Source organism: Streptomyces sp. NPDC091271 (assembly GCF_044757505.1).
Lineage (GTDB): Bacteria > Actinomycetota > Actinomycetes > Streptomycetales > Streptomycetaceae > Streptomyces.
The window spans coordinates 783,227-799,683 of sequence record NZ_JBIVVD010000003.1; the positions used below are offsets into that span (position 1 = coordinate 783,227).

Here is a 16,457-nt window from a genome sequence, read left to right on the forward strand (position 1 = left end):
GCCCGCCGGCTATCGGCCTGCGAGCGGGGCGAGGACCAGCGGCTGGACCGTGCCGTCCAGCATCGCGCCGAGCCCCAGCACCGAGCACACGTCGGGCCGCTCGGCGATGTTCACCGGCACGCCCGTGGCGTCGCGCAGCATCTGGTCGAGCCCCGGCAGCAGGGCGCTGCCGCCGACCATCATGATCCCGGACTCCGCGATGTCCGCCACCAGGTCGGGCGGGCAGTCACGCAGCACCTTCCCCAGCCCGTCGAGCACCGCGGTCAGCGGGGCGTGGATCGCCTGGCGTACGGCGGCGGTGTCGACCTGGACCGAACGGGCCAGACCGGTCGCCACGTCACGGCCGTGGATCTCCGTCATCGCGGGGCCGGCGAGCGTGAGGCCGTTGCCCCGGAGCGCCAGCTGCAGAGGGCGCACGGACTGGCTGGGCAGCATCAGCTCGTGGTGCTGGCGCAGATGCTGGATGACCGCGTGGTCGATGGCCTCGCCGCCGATCGGGATGCGTACCGCCGTCACGATCGAGCCGAGCGAGAGCACGGCGATCTGGGTGGTGGCGGCCCCGCAGACCATGATCATGGTTGCGGTCGGCTGCTCCACCGGCAGTCCGCAGCCGATGGCCGCGGCGATCAGGGTGTCGACCAGCTCCACCCGCCGCGCGCCGAGCCCCACGAGGGTCTCGACGGCCGCCCGCTGGGCCAGCGGATCGGCGTCGTGCGGGACACAGGCGGCGGCCCGCAGCCGCGGCTTGCGGCGCAGCTGGCGGCGGAGCTTCTCACCGAGCAGATGGCGCAGCATGCGCTGCGCCATGTCGATGTCGACGACGGTTCCGCCGGAGACCGGGCGGGCCACCCGGATGTACGCGGGCGTACGCCCCGTCATCTGCTCGGCGAGCGCGCCGACGGCGATGAGTGAGCCGGTGCGCGTGTTCACGGCGCAGACACTGGGTTCGTCGACGACGAGCCCCACTCCCTTGATGTACACACGGGTCCTCGCGGCCCCGAGATCGACGGCGACATGGCAACGGCGCAACTGTTCGAGACTGACGGTCACGGCAGGTTCTCCCGAGAGCGCTGACGGGGGGCACCGGCGGCAGCCGGCTGTCCTGGCATCGTCGCGCCGTGGCCGGGGCGGCGCGCGCTGGGTGAGCCGTAGGGGGGAACCGAGCTGACGGCGCGCCAGATCTCAGGGGCCGTCAGGCAGCAGCCGCTGGAACAGTCCCCAGGTGAACTCGGCGACGCGGGGCCGCCCGCCGGGCGTGGCCGGATCGGTGAAGGCCAGTGCCCAGCGGGTCGGCGCGCTGCCCTCCATGGGGCGCGCCGGGGCGAACGCCCTGGCCACCTCGTCCACGGTGCACGACCAGGGGGGCAGGTCGGCGGCCGTACGCAGCTCAGGGCCCGCCACGCCCGGGGCGCGGACCAGCCATTCGTTCCACACGGCTCCGCCGGGGCCCGCCATCACCTCGAACCGCAGGTCCGGCCAGAGCGGCAGCGGCCACAGCAGCGCGTCGCACTCCAGGTCGCCTACCTCGCGGCGTACGGACGACTCGGGCTCGCCCAGGACCGAGCGGTAGCGGCGCAGCGCGCCCCGGCCGCGCGGGGCGCGCAGCATCGCCTGCCAGCGGCGGTTCGCCTCCCGCATCTCGGCGAGGGAGGCGCTCAGTTCATGGCGGGCGTCCTCGACGAGGTCCGGCTGGTGGTCGGCCATCCGGCGCAGCAGGACGAGCTGGAACTGGAGCGGCCCGAACGGGGCGGGAGCGGTCATGGGCCCCATCCTGCCGATTGTCGAACGTATCGGGCGGCCCACGCCGGATTCCTGGATTCCACACAGGATTTTCACCTGCGCGGCTTCCTGTGTTGTTCCGTGCACGTCTAGTCTGCGGGCGCCATGGATTACTGCCACCCGTGCCAACGGCACCTCAACGGGGCGCTGGCCTGCGCCGGTTGCGGGACCCCCGCAGACGCGCTGGTCCCCTACGCCGTCTTGGGTCCCTCCGGCGGTGACCCGGAGCCGCCCGGCGAGACCCTTGAGGCGTCCGGGGCCGCCGGTCACCGCCGCCGCGCCCGGGGCAGCGCCGGTCGCCGCCGCAGGGGGCACCGGCGGCGTGGCCGTGCGCTGCTGCTGACGGCGGTGGGCGTGGTGCTGGCGCTGGGCGCGCTGAGCCTCGCCGAGCTGGCCATGGAGCCCGAGGGCGACAGTGGTGCCTCGGAGTACGTGAGTGAGGCCACGGCCACCGCGACCGAGCCCGTCCCGTCCGCGTCGTCGAGCACGGACCCCGACGATCCCGGCCCGGTGGAGGCGCCCACCGTCGTGCCGGTCACCGACTCCCACTCCGCGACCGCGACGGGCGGCCCGGCCCGCACCACGGCGCCCGGGGCGCCCCCGTCGTCCTCCGCCCCCGAGGCCGCCTCGCCGTCCGCGTCCGCGCCCGCGGACCCTGGGGAAACGGAAGCGCCGGCCGAGCCGTCGGGCTCCGGGAAGCCGACCGTGGACCCGACGCCGCCGCAGCCGTCGGAGGACCCGACCCCCACCCCGTCGCCGACGGAGACCTGCCACTGGATCATCTTCTGCTTCTGACGCGGCAGAGGTTCCGGACGCGGCAGAGGTTCTAAGCCGCGTCCTCGCCGAGCATCCGGCGCAGCAGGTCGCGCAGCACCGTCCGCTCCGACTCCGACAGCTCGGCGAGCGGCTCCCGGGCGAAGTCCAGCGCGTCCCGCAGCTGCCGGGCCGTCCGGACGCCCTCCTCGGTCGGGGCGGCGAGCTTCACCCGCCGGTCGGCCGGGTCCGGGCGGCGTTCCACCAGGCCACGGACCTCCAGCCGGTCGACTATGCCCGTGATGTTGGACGGTTCGCACTTCAGTTTCCGGGCAACCTTGCGCATGGGCATCGGTTCCAGGGACAGCAGTCCGAGCACCCTGGCCTGCGCGCCGGTCAGCGCGTGTGTGGCCGCGGCCCGCTCGTACTCCTCGTGGTAGCGCGCCACGACGCCACCGATGAGCTGGATGACGTCGAGGGTGAGCGGATCCGTGCGCGAGGTGGCCATGACACCCAGGGTACCGAATTACTTGACAAGGTGAAATATCTGGACGCATGGTTGTTTCATGTCCTGAAGCTTTTCGGCTTCCCGCCCGCACGACATCGAGGAGACCCGAGCCCATGTCCGCACTTCCCACGTCCAGCCGCGAATGGCACCTCGTCGCCCGTCCGCACGGATGGCCCGAGGCCTCGGATTTCGCGCTGCGCGAGGCGCCGGTGGCCGCCCCCGGTGAGGGCCGCGTCCTCGTCCGCAACCTCCACTTCTCGGTCGACCCCTACATGCGCGGCCGGATGAACGACGTGAAGTCGTACACCCCGCCCTTCAAGCTCGACCACCCCATGGACGGCGGCGCGGTCGGCGAGATCGTCGCGTCGAACGCCGAGGGCTTCGCCGTGGGCGACCACGTCCTGCACGGCCTCGGCTGGCGCGAGTACGCCGACGTCCCCGCCAAGCACGCGGTCAAGGTCGACGGTTCGATCGCCCCGCTCTCCGCCTACCTCGGTGTGCTCGGCATGCCCGGGCTCACGGCCTACGCCGGCCTCTTCGAGGTCGCCTCCTTCAAGGAGGGCGACGCGGTCTTCGTCTCCGGCGCGGCCGGTGCGGTCGGCAGCCAGGTCGGCCAGATGGCGAAGATCAAGGGGGCCTCCCGGGTCATCGGCTCGGCCGGCTCCGACGAGAAGGTCAAGCTCCTCGTCGAGGAGTACGGCTTCGACGCGGCCTTCAACTACAAGAACGGCCCGGTCAGGGACCAGCTCCGCGAGGCGGCCCCGGACGGCATCGACGTCTACTTCGACAACGTCGGCGGCGAGCACCTGGAGGCCGCGATCTCCTCGTTCAACCTCCACGGCCGCGCCACGATCTGCGGAATGATCGCCCAGTACAACGCGACGGAGCCCACCCCGGCCCCGCGCAACCTCGCGCTCGTCATCGGCAAGCGGCTCCGCCTCCAGGGCATCCTGGTCGGCGATCACGCCGCGCTCCAGCCGCAGTTCGTCCAGGACGTGGCCGGCTGGCTGGCCTCCGGCGAGCTGAAGTACCGCGAGACCAAGGTCGAGGGCATCGAGAACGGCTACGACGCCTTCGTCGGCCTGCTGCGCGGCGAGAACACCGGCAAGATGATCGTCTCGCTGGACGCCTGACGGCTCCCTGCCGGTGGCGGGCCCCGGGACACGGGCCCGCCACCGGCGCCCGGGGCCGCCCGTCATCGCCCCTCGCGGTCCGAGGAAGGCCACACGTAGGGCAGATCCGTCGGCACACCGGGAAACAGCGGGCGGTAGTACCCCGGGTCCTTGCGTACGAGCGCGGAGCGATGGCTCCTGTGGAACGCCCTGTCACCCAGCCACGGGGGCAGTTCGGCCGCCGCCGCGAGCTCCGCGGCGGACCGGACGGCGGTGCGCCCGAGCGAGGCGGCGAGGTCCTTGCGCAGGGTCGCCGCACAGGTGTCGGCCCTGCCCTCCGCGGTCCACGCGGCGCACATGTCCAGGCCGTAGCGGACGAGCGCCTCCTCGTACCCGGTCCACATGTGGACGGCCGGGTGGTGCCGCCAGCCGTAGCCGGGGACGGTGAGTCCTCGCAGCACCTGGATCGTCTCGACCCGCTGCTTGCCGAGCCGGCGGGGGTCAAGGGTGAGGGCACTCCGGGAGAAATCGGCGTACGGCAGGAAAGTCTGCATGAATCATGCCTACCGCGTCCGGGCCCGGGTATCCGCCGAGGTCACCCGCTAGGCTCGGCGCAGGCCGTCGCGATCGTGGGCGCGAGTCGCGGCGCACCAGCAGGAGGAATGACCGCATGAGCATCCAGAACATCGACGTGGCCTACACCGCCGTCGCCACCGCTGAGAACGGCCGCGACGGCCGCGTCTCCACCGACGACGGCAAGCTCGACGTCGTCGTCAACCCGCCGAAGGAGATGGGCGGCAGCGGCGCGGGGACCAACCCCGAGCAGCTCTTCGCCGCCGGCTACAGCGCGTGCTTCCAGGGCGCGCTCGGCGTGGTCGCCCGTCAGGAGAAGGCCGACATCTCCGGTTCGACGGTGACCGCGTCGGTCTCCATCGGCAAGACGGAGGCGGGAGGCTTCGGCCTGGAGGTCGCGATCAGCGCCTCCATCCCGAACGTCGACTCCGCCACCGCGCAGGCGCTCGTGGAGAAGGCGCACCAGGTGTGCCCGTACTCGAACGCCACCCGGGGCAACATCAAGGTCGAGCTGTCCGCCGGCTGAGCCTGCTCGCATACGTCCGAGGGCCGCATCCCGTCACAGGGGTGCGGCCCTCGGTCGTGTGCGGCCGCCCGTATCCGTAAAAGCGCGCAGAGGCATTGACGACCGTGGAGGTTGAACTCTACGGTCCCGTTCGAGGTTACGAGCAGCATCCGAAATATCGAACGAGTAAGGAAGCCATGACCCGCACCGCGCGCTTCACCCTCGACCCGGCCTTCACCGTCGGCGCCGTCGACCCCCGGCTCTTCGGCTCCTTCGTCGAGCACCTCGGCCGCTGTGTCTACGACGGCATATTCGAGCCCGGCCACCCGTCGGCGGACGAGGCCGGACTGCGCACCGACGTCCTGGATCTCGTCCGCGAACTCGGCGTCACCGCCATCCGCTACCCCGGCGGCAACTTCGTCTCCGGCTACCGCTGGGAGGACAGCGTCGGGCCCGCCGACGAGCGGCCCCGCCGCCTCGACCTCGCCTGGCGCTCCACCGAGACGAATCGTTTCGGCCTCTCCGAGTACATCGACTTCCTCAGGAAGGTCGGCCCGCAGGCCGAACCGATGCTCGCGGTCAACCTCGGCACCCGCGGCGTCCAGGAGGCCATCCAGCTCCAGGAGTACGCCAACCACCCGTCCGGCACGGAGCTCTCCGACCGCCGCGCCGCCCACGGCGACAAGGACCCCTTCGGCATCAAGCTGTGGTGCCTGGGCAACGAGATGGACGGCCCCTGGCAGACCGGCCACAAGACCGCCGAGGAGTACGGGCGGCTCGCGGCCGAGACCGCGCGCGCGATGCGGCAGATCGACCCCTCCGTCCAGCTCGTCGCCTGCGGGTCCTCCAGTCGCGCCATGCCCACGTTCGCGGCGTGGGAGGCGACGGTGCTCGCCGAGACCTACGACCTCGTCGACTACGTCTCGCTGCACGCCTACTACGAGGAGACCGACGGCGACCGTGACTCCTTCCTCGCCTCGGCCGTCGACATGGAGTCCTTCATCGAGAGCGTCGTCGCGACCTGCGACCACGTGGGGGCGCGCCTGAAGTCCACGAAGAAGATCAACCTCTCCTTCGACGAGTGGAACGTCTGGTACCAGAAGCGCTTCCAGCAGGAGACGGAGGAGAACCCCCTCGACTGGCCCGAGGCGCCGCGGCTGCTGGAGGACAACTACAGCGTCACCGATGCCGTCGTCTTCGGCAGCCTGCTCATCGCGCTGCTGCGTCACGCGGACCGGGTGACCGTCGCCTGCCTCGCCCAGCTGGTCAACGTGATCGCGCCGATCATGACCGAGCCCGGCGGGCCGGCCTGGCGGCAGACCACCTTCTTCCCCTTCGCCCAGGCCGCGCGGTACGGACGGGGCCAGGTCCTGGACGTACGGGTGGACTCGCCCACGTACGGGACGGCGAAGTACGGCGAGACGGACCTGCTGCACGCCACCGCCGTACGCGACCCGGAGACGGGTGCCGTCACGGTGTTCGCCGTCAACCGCAGCCAGCACGCCGTCCTGCCGCTCGAAGTCGCCCTGGCGGGGCTGGATCTGGACCGTGTCGCCGAGCACCAGGTCGTCGCGGACGCCGACCCGGAGGCCCGTAACACCCTTGCCGAGCCCGAGCGGGTCGTCCCGCACACCGCCGAGGGCACGGAGCTGGCCGGCGGCACGCTGAAGGCCGTGCTGGAGCCGATGTCCTGGAACATGATCCGGCTGGTGTGACAACGCCGTACGGCGCCCTCCCCGCTCGGGGGAGGGCGCCGTACGTGTGACCGGTCAGCGGGCCGAGAAGGCGTGCACCGTCGTCGAGCGGTACGTCTCACCGGGCCGCAGCACCGTCGAGGGGAATGACGGCTGGTTGGGGGAGTCCGGGAAGTGCTGGGACTCCAGGCAGAACGCGTCGCCCTGGCGGTAGACCCGCCCCGAGGTGCCCGTCAGCGTGCCGTCGAGGAAGTTCCCCGTGTAGACCTGCATGCCGGGCTCCGTCGTGTACATCTTCATCACCCGGCCGGAGCCGGGGTCCGTCACGGTCAGCGCGTACTCCGGGCGGGCCGTGATCCCCTTGTCCAGCACGTAGTTGTGGTCGATCCCCTGTCCGTAACCCACCTGCTCGTGCGGGGTGCGGACGGCCTCCCCGATGGCCCGGGACCGCCGGAAGTCGAACGGCGTACGCGCCACCGGCGCGAGCTCGCCCGTCGGGATCAGCGTGGACCCGACCGGCGTGTAGCGTGCCGCCGCCAGCTCCAGCAGATGCCCGTCGACGCTGCCGCTGCCCTCGCCCGACAGGTTGAAATACGTGTGGCTGGTCAGATTGAGGACCGTGGCGCGGTCGGTCGTCGCGGTGTAGTCGATGCGCCACTCACCCCGGGCGGTGAGGGTGTAGACGACACGGACGGCGAGCGCGCCCGGGTAGCCGGCCTCGCCGTCCGGGCTGGTCCGGGTCAGGACCAGCCCCACGTCACCGCGTCCGGTGAACGGCTCCACGTCCCAGACCCGCTTGTCGAAGCCCTGGTCGCCCCCGTGGAGGCTGTTGGGGCCGTCGTTGACGGGCAGTTGGTGCGTGACTCCGTCCAGGGTGAAACGCCCCTCGGCGATGCGGTTGCCGTACCGCCCGATCAGCCCGCCGAAGTACGGGGACTTCGCCACGTAGTCCGGAAGGTTGTCGAAGCCGAGCGCGACGTTCTCCGTGCGTCCCCTGCGGTCGGGGGTCTCCAGGGAGTGGACGACACCGCCCCAGGACAGGACCTTCAGCCGGGTCCCGCCGTTGGCGAGGGTCCAGCGGTGCACCTTCGTCCCGTCGGCGAGCGTGCCGAAGAGCTCCCTGGACGGGGTGCGCCCGCCGGCCGCGGCGTGCGCGGCCGGTGCGCCCGCCGCCACGGCCAGCCCGGTGGCGGCCGTGGCCACCAGGACGGTGCGTCTGCTGGTTCCGGTGGTGAAGGTCATGAACAACTCCTGTCGTGAGAACGGGTGTTACGAGCCGACCTTGCGCTTGTTCCAGACGTCGAAGCCGACGGCGGCCAGCAGCACCGCGCCCTTGATGACCTGCTGCCAGTCGGTGCCGATGCCGACGAGGTTCATACCGTTGTTCAGCACGCCCAGGACCAGGCCACCGATGATCGCGCCGAGGACCGTGCCGACGCCGCCGCTCATCGACGCGCCACCGATGAAGGAGGCGGCGATGGCCTCCAGCTCGAAGTTGAGGCCGGCCTTGGGCGAGGCCGCGTTGAACCGGGCGGCGAAGACCAGACCGGCCAGGGCCGCGAGCATGCCCATGTTCAGGAAGACCAGGAAGGTGACCTTCTTGTCCTTCACGCCCGACAGCTTCGCCGCGGGCAGGTTGCCGCCGATCGCGTAGATGTGGCGGCCGATGATCGCGTTGCGCATCAGGTAGCCGAACCCGACGACCAGCACGCCCAGGATGAGTAGCACGACCGGGGCGCCCTTGTAGCTGGCGAGCAGCAGCGTGACGACCAGGACGGCGGCGACCAGGGCGACCAGCTTCAGCAGGAACAGCTTGACCGGCGGCACGTCGAGGGCGAACTCCTGCTGCCGCTTGCGGTCGCGGACCTCCTGGAAGACCACGAAGGCGATCAGCGCGAAGCCCAGCAGCAGGGTGAGGTTGTGGTAGTTGGTGTTCGGCCCGACCTCCGGCAGGAAGCCGTTGGCTATCTTCTGCAGGTCCTTCGGGAAGGGGCCGAGGGTCTGGCCCTTCAGGAAGATCTCCGTCAGACCGCGGAAGAGCAGCATGCCCGCGAGGGTCACGATGAACGACGGTATGCCGAGGTAGGCGATGAAGAAGCCCTGGACCGAGCCGGCGACGGCGCCGATGGCCAGGCACAGCACCACCGCGAGCGGCCAGGCGAGATCGTGCTCGACCATCAGCACGGCGGACATCGCGCCGATGAACGCGGTCAGTGAGCCGACCGAGAGGTCGATGTGGCCCGCGATGATGACGAGCATCATGCCGATCGCGAGGATCAGGATGTAGCTGTTCTGCAGCACCAGGTTGGAGACGTTGCGCGGCAGCAGCAGGTCGCCCCCCGACCACACCGCGAACAGCACCACGATCAGGCCGAGGGCCATCAGCATGCCGTACTGGCGCATGTTGCGGCGCATGCCGCCGATCATCAGCTGCAGCAGGCCGCCGCCGGAGGCCGATCCGCCGCCTGTCGGCGCGGGGGACGGTGTCTTGGCAGTCGTGTCCGTGCTCATCGGGTTACCTCTTTGTCCTTCGTCATCTGACGCATCAGCGCTTCCTGCGAGGCCTCGGCCCGCGAGAACTCACCCGTCAGCCGTCCCGCGGCCATCGTGTAGATGCGGTCGCACATGCCGAGCAGCTCCGGCAGTTCGGAGGAAATGAAGACGACCGCCTTGCCCTGGGCGGCCAGCTGGTCGATGACCGTGTAGATCTCGTACTTGGCACCCACGTCGATGCCGCGCGTGGGCTCGTCCAGGATCAGCACCTCGGGACCCGCGAAGATCCACTTGCTGAGGACGACCTTCTGCTGGTTGCCGCCGGAGAGCTTGCCCACCGGCTCGAAGACGGTCGGCGCCTTGATGTTCATGGACGTGCGGAAGCCCTCGGCGACCTGCCGTTCCCCGTGCTCGTCGACCACACCCCGCTTGGAGACCTTGCCCAGCGCGGTCAGCGAGATGTTCCGGTTGATGGTGTCGATGAGGTTGAGGCCGTAGTGCTTGCGGTCCTCGGTGGCGTACGCGATGCCGTGCCTGACCGCCTCCGGGACGGTCTTCGTACGGATCTCGGTGCCGTCCCTGAGGACGGTGCCACCCGCGTACCGCCCGTAGGAGCGGCCGAAGACGCTCATCGCCAGCTCGGTGCGGCCGGCGCCCATGAGCCCGGCGATACCGACGATCTCGCCGCGCCGCACCTCGATCGAGACGTCGTCGACGACCTTGCGCTGCTGGTCGATCGGGTGGTGCACGGTCCAGTTGCGGATCTCCAGGGCGGGAGCGCTCCCCTCCTCCGGGTGGTGCGGGGTGCGCTCCGGGAAGCGGTTCTCCAGGTCGCGGCCGACCATCCCGCTGATGATCCGGTCCTCGGTCGTCTCCGCCGCCTTCACGTCGAGCGTCTCGATGGAGCGCCCGTCGCGGATGATCGTGACCGAGTCGGCGACCCGGCGGATCTCGTTCAGCTTGTGCGAGATGATGATCGAGGTCATGCCCTGTTCCTTCAGTTGAAGGATCAGGCCGAGGAGCTTGCCGCTGTCCTCGTCGTTGAGCGCCGCCGTCGGCTCGTCGAGGATGAGCAGCTTCACCTTCTTCGACAGCGCCTTGGCGATCTCCACCAGCTGCTGCTTGCCCACGCCGATGTCGGCGACGCGGGTCTCGGGGTGCTCGTCGAGGCCGACCCGGCGCAGGAGTTCACCGGCGTGCCTGAGGGTGTCGTTCCAGTTGATCAGTCCGCGCTTGGCGTGCTCGTTGCCGAGGAAGATGTTCTCCGCGATGGAGAGGTACGGCACCAGAGCCAGCTCCTGGTGGATGATCACGATGCCGTGCTCTTCGCTCGCCCGGATGTCCTTGAACCGGCAGGCCTCGCCGTCGAAGAGGATGTCCCCCTCGTAGCTGCCGTGCGGATGGACTCCTGAGAGCACCTTCATCAGGGTCGACTTGCCGGCGCCGTTCTCGCCGCAGATGGCGTGGACCTCGCCCTGACGGACGGTCAGTGTGACGTCCGAAAGCGCTTTGACACCGGGAAAGGTCTTGACGATCGAGCGCATTTCCAGGACGGGTCCCGCCATGGTCTTGCCTTCCAATCCTTGAGGGTTCCCGGTTACTTGAGGTCGTTCTCGCTGTAGTAGCCGTCGTCGATGAGGGCTTCCTTGTAGTTGGCCTTGTCGACGCTGACCGGCTGCAGCAGGTAGGCGGGGACGACCTTGACGCCGTTGTCGTAGGACTTGGTGTCGTTGGTCTCGGGCTTCTTGTCGTTCAGTGCGGCGTCGACCATGTTCGAGGCGACCTCGGCGAGCTTGCGCAGGTCCTTGTAGACGGTCTGGGTCTGCTCACCCGCGATGATCGACTTCACGGATGCGAGCTCCGCGTCCTGACCCGTGACGACGGGCATCGGCTTGGCCTTGGAGCCGTAGCCGTCCGACTTCAGGGCGGAGAGGATGCCGATGGAGATGCCGTCGTACGGCGAGAGGACGGCGTCGACCCGGGTGGAGCGGTAGCTGGACGTCAGCAGGTCGTCCATGCGCTTCTGCGCCGTGCCGCCGTCCCAGCGGAGAGTGGTGACCTGGTTGAGGGCGGTCTGCTTCGACCTGACGACCAGCTCGCCCTTGTCCACGTACGGCTTGAGGACGTTCATCGCGCCCTGGAAGAAGTACTTGGTGTTGTTGTCGTCGTTGGAGCCGGCGAACAGCTCGATGTTGAAGGGGCCCTTCTTGCCGTCCGTCAGACCGAGCTTGTCCGCGATGTACGTGCCCTGCAGCTCGCCGACCTTCTCGTTGTCGAACGAGGCGTAGTAGTCGACGTTCTCCGTGCCGAGGATCAGTCGGTCGTAGGAGATCACCGGGATGTCGGCGTCCTTGGCCTGCTGCAGCACGTTGTCGAGGGACTTGTTGTCGATCGCGGCGACGATCAGGGCGTCCACGCCCTGCGTGATCATGTTCTCGATCTGCGAGACCTGCTGGTCCGGGTCGTCCTCGCCGTAGACGAGCTTGGTCTTGTAGCCCTTGCCCTTCAGTTCCTTCACGACGTTGGCGCCGTCGGAGATCCAGCGCTCGGAGGACTTGGTCGGCATCGCGACGCCGATGGTGGCGCCGTCGGCACCGCCCTTCTTCTCCTCGCTGCCGCCCTCGCCGCTCTGGCCGCAGGCGGTCAGAGTGAGCGCGAGGGAGGCGGCGGAGGCTATGGCGGCAAGTGCGGCTCTGCGGTTGCGCATAGTCATCATCCTTGATGTGGGTCAGGACTCGGTCCGGTGGTGCCGGAAGGCTGAGGGCGGTCGACCGAGAACAGGTGTTGTGGGATTGTGCGCGGCTCTGTCTTTTTTTGGGGAGAGTGTTTCCGAAGCGTTATGACGAGATTCCGAACCGGTTGAGCGGGCCCGGCAGCCGGCTGCCGAGCGCGGCCATGTCGCCGTCCGCCCCGTGCCGCGCCAGCAGGTCCAGCGCGAGCCGGCCGCGCCGCACCCGCTCCTTCGCGGTGGCCAGCGCCAGCTCCCGCAGGTGCTGGCCGTACGGGTAGATCCCCGGCGACTTGGAGAGGCCGAACTTCAGGTACAGCGGCGCGCCGCGCCGGATCAGTTCGGCGACCTCGTACATCCGCACGTAACCGCCCAGGTCGTCCGGGGCCTCGATGTAGAGGTCCATCGGGGCCCGGGAGACCCGGCGGATCTCGGTGAACTGGGCCAGCGTCAGGTCCGACGGGATGTTGATGGAGTCGGCGCCGAGCTGCTCGAACACGGCGTACGAGGCCGGGTTCACCGGTCCGATGAGCGCCGACACCTTGAAGGTGGTGTCGGCGGGCAGGACGCCCTGCTCACGCAGCCGGTGCAGGGTCCACAGCACGCCCTCGTCGGCCACGAGCAGGCACTTCACTCCCAGCCCGGTGGCGCGCAGGGCGTCCTCCACACAGCCCGCCAGGGCGTCGTGCCCCCGGGAGCGCAGCCCGGCGCCACCGGAGTCCGTACGGACGGACGCACCGGTGTCCCAGGTGCCGCGCGGGCCGGTGAACAGGCAGAGCTCGATGTCCCGTTCGGCGCAGCCCTCCACCATCTCGGTGATCTCCGCGTCGGTCAGCATCCAGATGCCGCTGCCCTGGCTGATGCGGTGGACCGGGACGTCGAGCCTCGCGGACTCCTTGAGTACGACGCCGAGGGCCTCCGGCCCCTCCACGGACGGCACCTCGGTGCGCCAGCTCCCGCCGTCGGGGAAGGAGTGCGGGGAGGCGTCGGCCGGGGACAGGGGCGCCGGCCCGAGACCGAGCGCGGTGAGCGCGGCGTCACCGGGACGGCGGGCGCCGGCGGCACCGGGGGGAGAGACAGGGGCGTCGTTCACGACTGGTCCTTCATGTTCGGTATTTCGGACGACATTCGGGTCTTTGGGGGTGCGCCGGTACGGAGGCGGTCAGGACGCCGCCGTACCGGCACACGGATCAGGGCGGGCCCGTCACGGCCGCAGCAGCACCTTCCCGGTCTCCGGGTCCCCGGACCCCACCAGCGCGACCGCGTCGGCGAACCGCTCCAGCGGGAACTCGTGGGTGATCAGCGGCGCCGGATCGAGCAGCCCGGCCGTGAACGCCCGCACCGCGTAGGACCAGGCCGCCGAGGGAGCGCCGAAGACGCTGCGCACGGTGAGCTGGCTCAGCGACAGGTGCACCGGGTCGATACCCGCGGCGCCCGGGGTGAACATCCCGGTCAGCACCACCCGCCCGCCGCGCCGCGCCAGGAGGCACGCGTCGGCCGCGGTGGACGGCGCCCCGGCCGTCTCCACGACCAGGTCGTAGCGGCCCCGCACCTCCTCGGCCTCCTTGGGGACCCGGGCCTCGCTCGCCCCGAAGTCCAGGGCCTGCGCGGCCCGTCCCTCCCTCGGGTCGATCACGGTGAGCTCCGCGGGCGAGACCGCGGCCAGCAGCTGCACGGCCAGCAGGCCGAGCGTGCCCGCGCCCAGGACAGCGATCCGCTCACCCGGCTCGGGCGCCCCGGCCCGCACCGCCGCCGCGATCACCGCGGCGGGCTCCAGCAGCGCCGCCGCACGCAGATCGGCGTCGTCGGCCAGCGGGTGCAGCAGCCGCGCCGGGAGCACCAGGTGGTCGGCGAACGCGCCGGGCCGGGTGAATCCCGTCTCGTCGTACCCCGCCGTGCACAGGGAGGTCTCCCCGTAACGGCACCGCTCGCAGCGCCCGCAGGCCCGGAAACCCTCGGCGACCGTGCGCCGTCCGGTCAGCGCGGGATCGACGCCCTCGCCGACGGCGTCGACGGTCCCCGACCACTCGTGACCCGGCACCACGGGATAGCGCACATAGGCGGGGTCGCGGTGGCCGTCGTACACCTCGCGGTCGCTCATGCAGATCCCGGCCGCGGCGACCCGCACCCTGACCTCACCGGGGCCCGGCTCCGGGAGCGGCCCCTCGGTCAGCGTGTGGCTGCCGGGCCGGTCCACGGTCAACGAGCGGGAGCGTGACGTCACTTGGGCTGCCTCTTCTCCCAGCCGTCCGCCCACAGGTCGAACCGCGCCTGCTGCTGCGGGAATTCCGCCGCCGCGTCCACGTCCAGCTCCACGCCGAGCCCGGGCGCGTCGGAGAGTTCGAAGCAGCCGGTGGCCGGGTCGACCGTCGGGGCGCCCTTGACGACCTTCTTGATGTCGGCGTCCGCGAAGTCGTTGAAGTGCTCGAGGATCTTGAAGTTGGGCGTGCAGCCGGCCACCTGGAGGCTCGCCGCGGTCAGCACCGAACCGCCCACGTTGTGCGGGGCGACGAGCGTGTAGTGGGTCTCCGCGGTCGCCGCGAGCTTGCGGGTCTCCAGGATGCCGCCGATGTGGCCGACGTCCGGCTGGATGATGTCGACGGCCTGCGACTCGAAGAGCTCGCGGAACTCGATCCGGTCGTGGATGCGTTCACCGGTCGCGATCGGCAGGTCGACCTTCTCCGCGACCTTGCTCAGCGCCCTGAGGTTCTCCGGCGGCACCGGCTCCTCCAGCCAGGCCGGCGTGAACGGCGCCATCTCGCGGGCGATCCGCACCGCCGTCGACGGGCTGAACCGCCCGTGCATCTCCAGCATCAGCTCGGTGTCTGGCCCGATGGCGTCCCGCACGGCCTCGATGAGCGACACGGCGTAACGCGTCTCCTCCTGGCCGAGCTCGAAGTGGCCCGTGCCGAAGGGGTCGATCTTCAGCGCCCGGTAACCGCGCTCGACGACTCCCTGCGCCGCCTTGTGGTACGCCTCCGGGGTGCGCTCGGTGGTGTACCAGCCGTTGGCGTACGCCTTGACCCGGTCGGTGACCTTCCCGCCGAGCAGCTGCCACACGGGGACGCCGAGCGCCTTGCCCTTGATGTCCCAGCAGGCCATCTCGATGACCGCGATGCCGGACATCACGATCTCGCCGGCGCGCCCGTAGTCGCCGTACTTCATCCGCTTGACGAGGTCCTCGATCGCGAACGGGTCGGAGCCGTTGATGTGGTTGGCCGAGGCCTCACGCAGGTAGCCGAGCAGTGCGTCGGTGCGGCCCAGCATCCGGGTCTCGCCCACTCCGGTGAGACCCTCGTCGGTGTGGACCTGGACGTAGGTGAGGTTGCGCCACGGCGTGCCGACGACATGCGTACTGATTCCGGTGATGCGCACGAGGGATGCCTCTCAACGTGTTCGGTATTTCGTCACTCGTTCGAAATGCTGGCGTGACGGTAATGACGGGCCAGGGGACGTGTCAATGGTTTGCACACGTAGGCTGGCGCCATGAGTGATCTCGGGGCGGGTTTCGGGTACGTGATCAAGGGCCAGCGCTGGGTCCTCGGACACGGCAAGTGGTTCGGCTTCGGCCTGCTGCCCGCGCTGGTCACCCTCGTCGTCTACGCGGGCGCGCTGGTCGGACTGGGCTACGGAGCCGACGACTTCGTCGCCTGGGCCACGCCGTTCGCCGACGACTGGTCCTCGCCCTGGCTGGGGCTCCTGCGCAACACCCTGGTCGTCCTGGTCTTCGTGTTCGGGACATTCCTCGCGGTCATCACGTTCACCGCGGTGACCCTGCTGGTCGGCCAGCCGTTCTACGAGTCGCTCTCCGAGGAGGTCGACCGCAGCGAGGGCGGCGAGGTGCCCGAGTCGGGTCTGCCGCTCTGGCGCGAGCTGTGGATCTCCGCCCGCGACTCCGTCCGCATCCTGCTGCGCGTCGCGCTCTACGGGGTGCTGCTCTTCGCCCTCGGGTTCATCCCCGTCGTCGGACAGACCGTGATCCCCGTCCTCGGCTTCTGCGTCTCCGGCTACTTCCTGTCCGAGGAGCTCACCGGCGTCGCCCTCCAGCGCCGCGGCATGGTCCTGAAGGACCGGCTCGCGCTGCTGCGGGGCCGCCGCATGATGGTCCTGGGCTTCGGGGTCCCGCTCGTGCTCGCCTTCCTCGTCCCCTTCGTGGCCGTGCTCCTGATGCCGGGCGCCGTCGCGGGGGCCACGCTGCTGGCCCGCGAGCTGACGGCGCCGCCCGGGACCGACCCGGAGCCGGTTCCTTCGTCGCCGTACACCCTCCACAAGGACTGAGGAGGCCCCCGGACCGGTCGGGTCCGGGGGCTCC

At 70.3% G+C, this 16,457-nt stretch carries 16 protein-coding genes; 5 read left to right on the plus strand and 11 right to left on the minus strand.

Translation table 11 applies throughout. From position 1 onward, the window contains the following. Positions 1–9: 9 nt before the first annotated feature. Both ACIQM3_RS15295 and ACIQM3_RS15300 read right to left on the minus strand, forming a co-directional pair. Entirely contained in the window at positions 10–1,050 is a 1,041-nt protein-coding gene (locus ACIQM3_RS15295; RefSeq protein ID WP_401623899.1) for a rod shape-determining protein, read from the minus strand. Positions 1,051–1,182: 132 nt separating this feature from the next. Next, on the minus strand, positions 1,183–1,761 hold the full coding sequence (locus ACIQM3_RS15300) for a hypothetical protein (RefSeq protein WP_401623901.1): 579 nt from the start codon (positions 1,759–1,761) through the stop codon (positions 1,183–1,185). 219 nt (positions 1,762–1,980) lie between these two features. Between ACIQM3_RS15300 and ACIQM3_RS15305 the strand changes: the two genes are divergently transcribed. Further along, positions 1,981–2,574 carry a hypothetical protein gene (locus tag ACIQM3_RS15305; protein WP_401623903.1) on the plus strand — a complete coding sequence of 198 codons (594 nt, stop codon included), beginning with the start codon at positions 1,981–1,983 and terminating at the stop codon, positions 2,572–2,574. A gap of 31 nt (positions 2,575–2,605) precedes the next feature. On the opposite strand, the gene ACIQM3_RS15310 is transcribed toward ACIQM3_RS15305, so the two are convergent. Beyond that, entirely contained in the window at positions 2,606–3,040 is a 435-nt protein-coding gene (locus ACIQM3_RS15310) for a MarR family winged helix-turn-helix transcriptional regulator (RefSeq protein ID WP_401623905.1), read from the minus strand. A gap of 113 nt (positions 3,041–3,153) precedes the next feature. On the opposite strand from ACIQM3_RS15310, the gene ACIQM3_RS15315 reads away from it, so the two are divergent. Then, positions 3,154–4,173: an NADP-dependent oxidoreductase gene (locus ACIQM3_RS15315; protein WP_401623907.1), complete on the plus strand. Its 1,020-nt coding sequence runs from the start codon at positions 3,154–3,156 to the stop codon at positions 4,171–4,173. 62 nt (positions 4,174–4,235) lie between these two features. Here the strand turns inward: ACIQM3_RS15315 and ACIQM3_RS15320 are convergent, their stop codons facing one another. Further along, positions 4,236–4,706 (minus strand): MSMEG_6728 family protein, encoded by a 471-nt coding sequence (locus ACIQM3_RS15320; protein ID WP_401623909.1) that lies wholly within the window; start codon positions 4,704–4,706, stop codon positions 4,236–4,238. A 116-nt stretch (positions 4,707–4,822) separates the two neighbouring features. Between ACIQM3_RS15320 and ACIQM3_RS15325 the strand changes: the two genes are divergently transcribed. Beyond that, positions 4,823–5,251 carry an organic hydroperoxide resistance protein gene (locus tag ACIQM3_RS15325; RefSeq protein ID WP_401623911.1) on the plus strand — a complete coding sequence of 143 codons (429 nt, stop codon included), beginning with the start codon at positions 4,823–4,825 and terminating at the stop codon, positions 5,249–5,251. Between the two features lie 176 nt (positions 5,252–5,427). Beyond that, positions 5,428–6,945 carry an alpha-N-arabinofuranosidase gene (locus tag ACIQM3_RS15330; protein WP_401623913.1) on the plus strand — a complete coding sequence of 506 codons (1,518 nt, stop codon included), beginning with the start codon at positions 5,428–5,430 and terminating at the stop codon, positions 6,943–6,945. Positions 6,946–6,999: 54 nt separating this feature from the next. Here the strand turns inward: ACIQM3_RS15330 and ACIQM3_RS15335 are convergent, their stop codons facing one another. The 7 genes from ACIQM3_RS15335 to ACIQM3_RS15365 all read right to left on the minus strand — a co-directional run bounded on the left by ACIQM3_RS15335 (position 7,000) and on the right by ACIQM3_RS15365 (position 15,520). Next, the gene (locus tag ACIQM3_RS15335; RefSeq protein WP_401623915.1) at positions 7,000–8,166 is read right to left on the minus strand and encodes an aldose epimerase family protein; all 1,167 of its coding nucleotides are present in this window, start codon (positions 8,164–8,166) and stop codon (positions 7,000–7,002) included. A 27-nt stretch (positions 8,167–8,193) separates the two neighbouring features. Continuing rightward, entirely contained in the window at positions 8,194–9,435 is a 1,242-nt protein-coding gene (gene mmsB / locus ACIQM3_RS15340) for a multiple monosaccharide ABC transporter permease (RefSeq protein ID WP_401623917.1), read from the minus strand. Further along, entirely contained in the window at positions 9,432–10,982 is a 1,551-nt protein-coding gene (gene mmsA / locus ACIQM3_RS15345; protein ID WP_401623919.1) for a multiple monosaccharide ABC transporter ATP-binding protein, read from the minus strand. The genes mmsB and mmsA overlap by 4 nt, the downstream gene beginning before the upstream one ends. 32 nt (positions 10,983–11,014) lie before the next feature. Beyond that, complete coding sequence (gene chvE, locus ACIQM3_RS15350; RefSeq protein WP_401623921.1) at positions 11,015–12,124, minus strand: multiple monosaccharide ABC transporter substrate-binding protein; 1,110 nt, start codon at positions 12,122–12,124, stop codon at positions 11,015–11,017. A gap of 130 nt (positions 12,125–12,254) precedes the next feature. Beyond that, positions 12,255–13,238, minus strand: coding sequence for a hypothetical protein (locus ACIQM3_RS15355; protein WP_401623923.1), 984 nt, complete (start codon positions 13,236–13,238; stop codon positions 12,255–12,257). A gap of 111 nt (positions 13,239–13,349) precedes the next feature. Then, a complete protein-coding gene (locus tag ACIQM3_RS15360; RefSeq protein WP_401623925.1) occupies positions 13,350–14,369 on the minus strand; it encodes a zinc-binding dehydrogenase in 1,020 nt (339 codons plus the stop codon). Then, a complete protein-coding gene (locus ACIQM3_RS15365; protein WP_401623927.1) occupies positions 14,366–15,520 on the minus strand; it encodes a mandelate racemase/muconate lactonizing enzyme family protein in 1,155 nt (384 codons plus the stop codon). Before ACIQM3_RS15365 ends, ACIQM3_RS15360 begins: the two co-directional genes overlap by 4 nt. 111 nt (positions 15,521–15,631) lie before the next feature. On the opposite strand from ACIQM3_RS15365, the gene ACIQM3_RS15370 reads away from it, so the two are divergent. Then, the gene (locus ACIQM3_RS15370; protein WP_401623929.1) at positions 15,632–16,423 is read left to right on the plus strand and encodes an EI24 domain-containing protein; all 792 of its coding nucleotides are present in this window, start codon (positions 15,632–15,634) and stop codon (positions 16,421–16,423) included. The last annotated feature ends 34 nt before the right edge of the window (positions 16,424–16,457 follow it).

Bases quoted from the DNA above. Each gene is read 5' to 3' on its own strand.
- ACIQM3_RS15370 (WP_401623929.1), top strand. From the start codon at position 15,632: ATGAGTGATCTCGGGGCGGGTTTCGGGTACGTGATCAAGGGCCAGCGC.
- ACIQM3_RS15310 (WP_401623905.1), bottom strand. From the start codon at position 3,040: ATGGCCACCTCGCGCACGGATCCGCTCACCCTCGACGTCATCCAGCTC.
- mmsA (WP_401623919.1), bottom strand. From the start codon at position 10,982: ATGGCGGGACCCGTCCTGGAAATGCGCTCGATCGTCAAGACCTTTCCC.
- chvE (WP_401623921.1), bottom strand. From the start codon at position 12,124: ATGCGCAACCGCAGAGCCGCACTTGCCGCCATAGCCTCCGCCGCCTCC.
- ACIQM3_RS15330 (WP_401623913.1), top strand. From the start codon at position 5,428: ATGACCCGCACCGCGCGCTTCACCCTCGACCCGGCCTTCACCGTCGGC.
- ACIQM3_RS15320 (WP_401623909.1), bottom strand. From the start codon at position 4,706: ATGCAGACTTTCCTGCCGTACGCCGATTTCTCCCGGAGTGCCCTCACC.
- ACIQM3_RS15325 (WP_401623911.1), top strand. From the start codon at position 4,823: ATGAGCATCCAGAACATCGACGTGGCCTACACCGCCGTCGCCACCGCT.
- ACIQM3_RS15300 (WP_401623901.1), bottom strand. From the start codon at position 1,761: ATGACCGCTCCCGCCCCGTTCGGGCCGCTCCAGTTCCAGCTCGTCCTG.
- ACIQM3_RS15315 (WP_401623907.1), top strand. From the start codon at position 3,154: ATGTCCGCACTTCCCACGTCCAGCCGCGAATGGCACCTCGTCGCCCGT.
- ACIQM3_RS15335 (WP_401623915.1), bottom strand. From the start codon at position 8,166: ATGACCTTCACCACCGGAACCAGCAGACGCACCGTCCTGGTGGCCACG.
- mmsB (WP_401623917.1), bottom strand. From the start codon at position 9,435: ATGAGCACGGACACGACTGCCAAGACACCGTCCCCCGCGCCGACAGGC.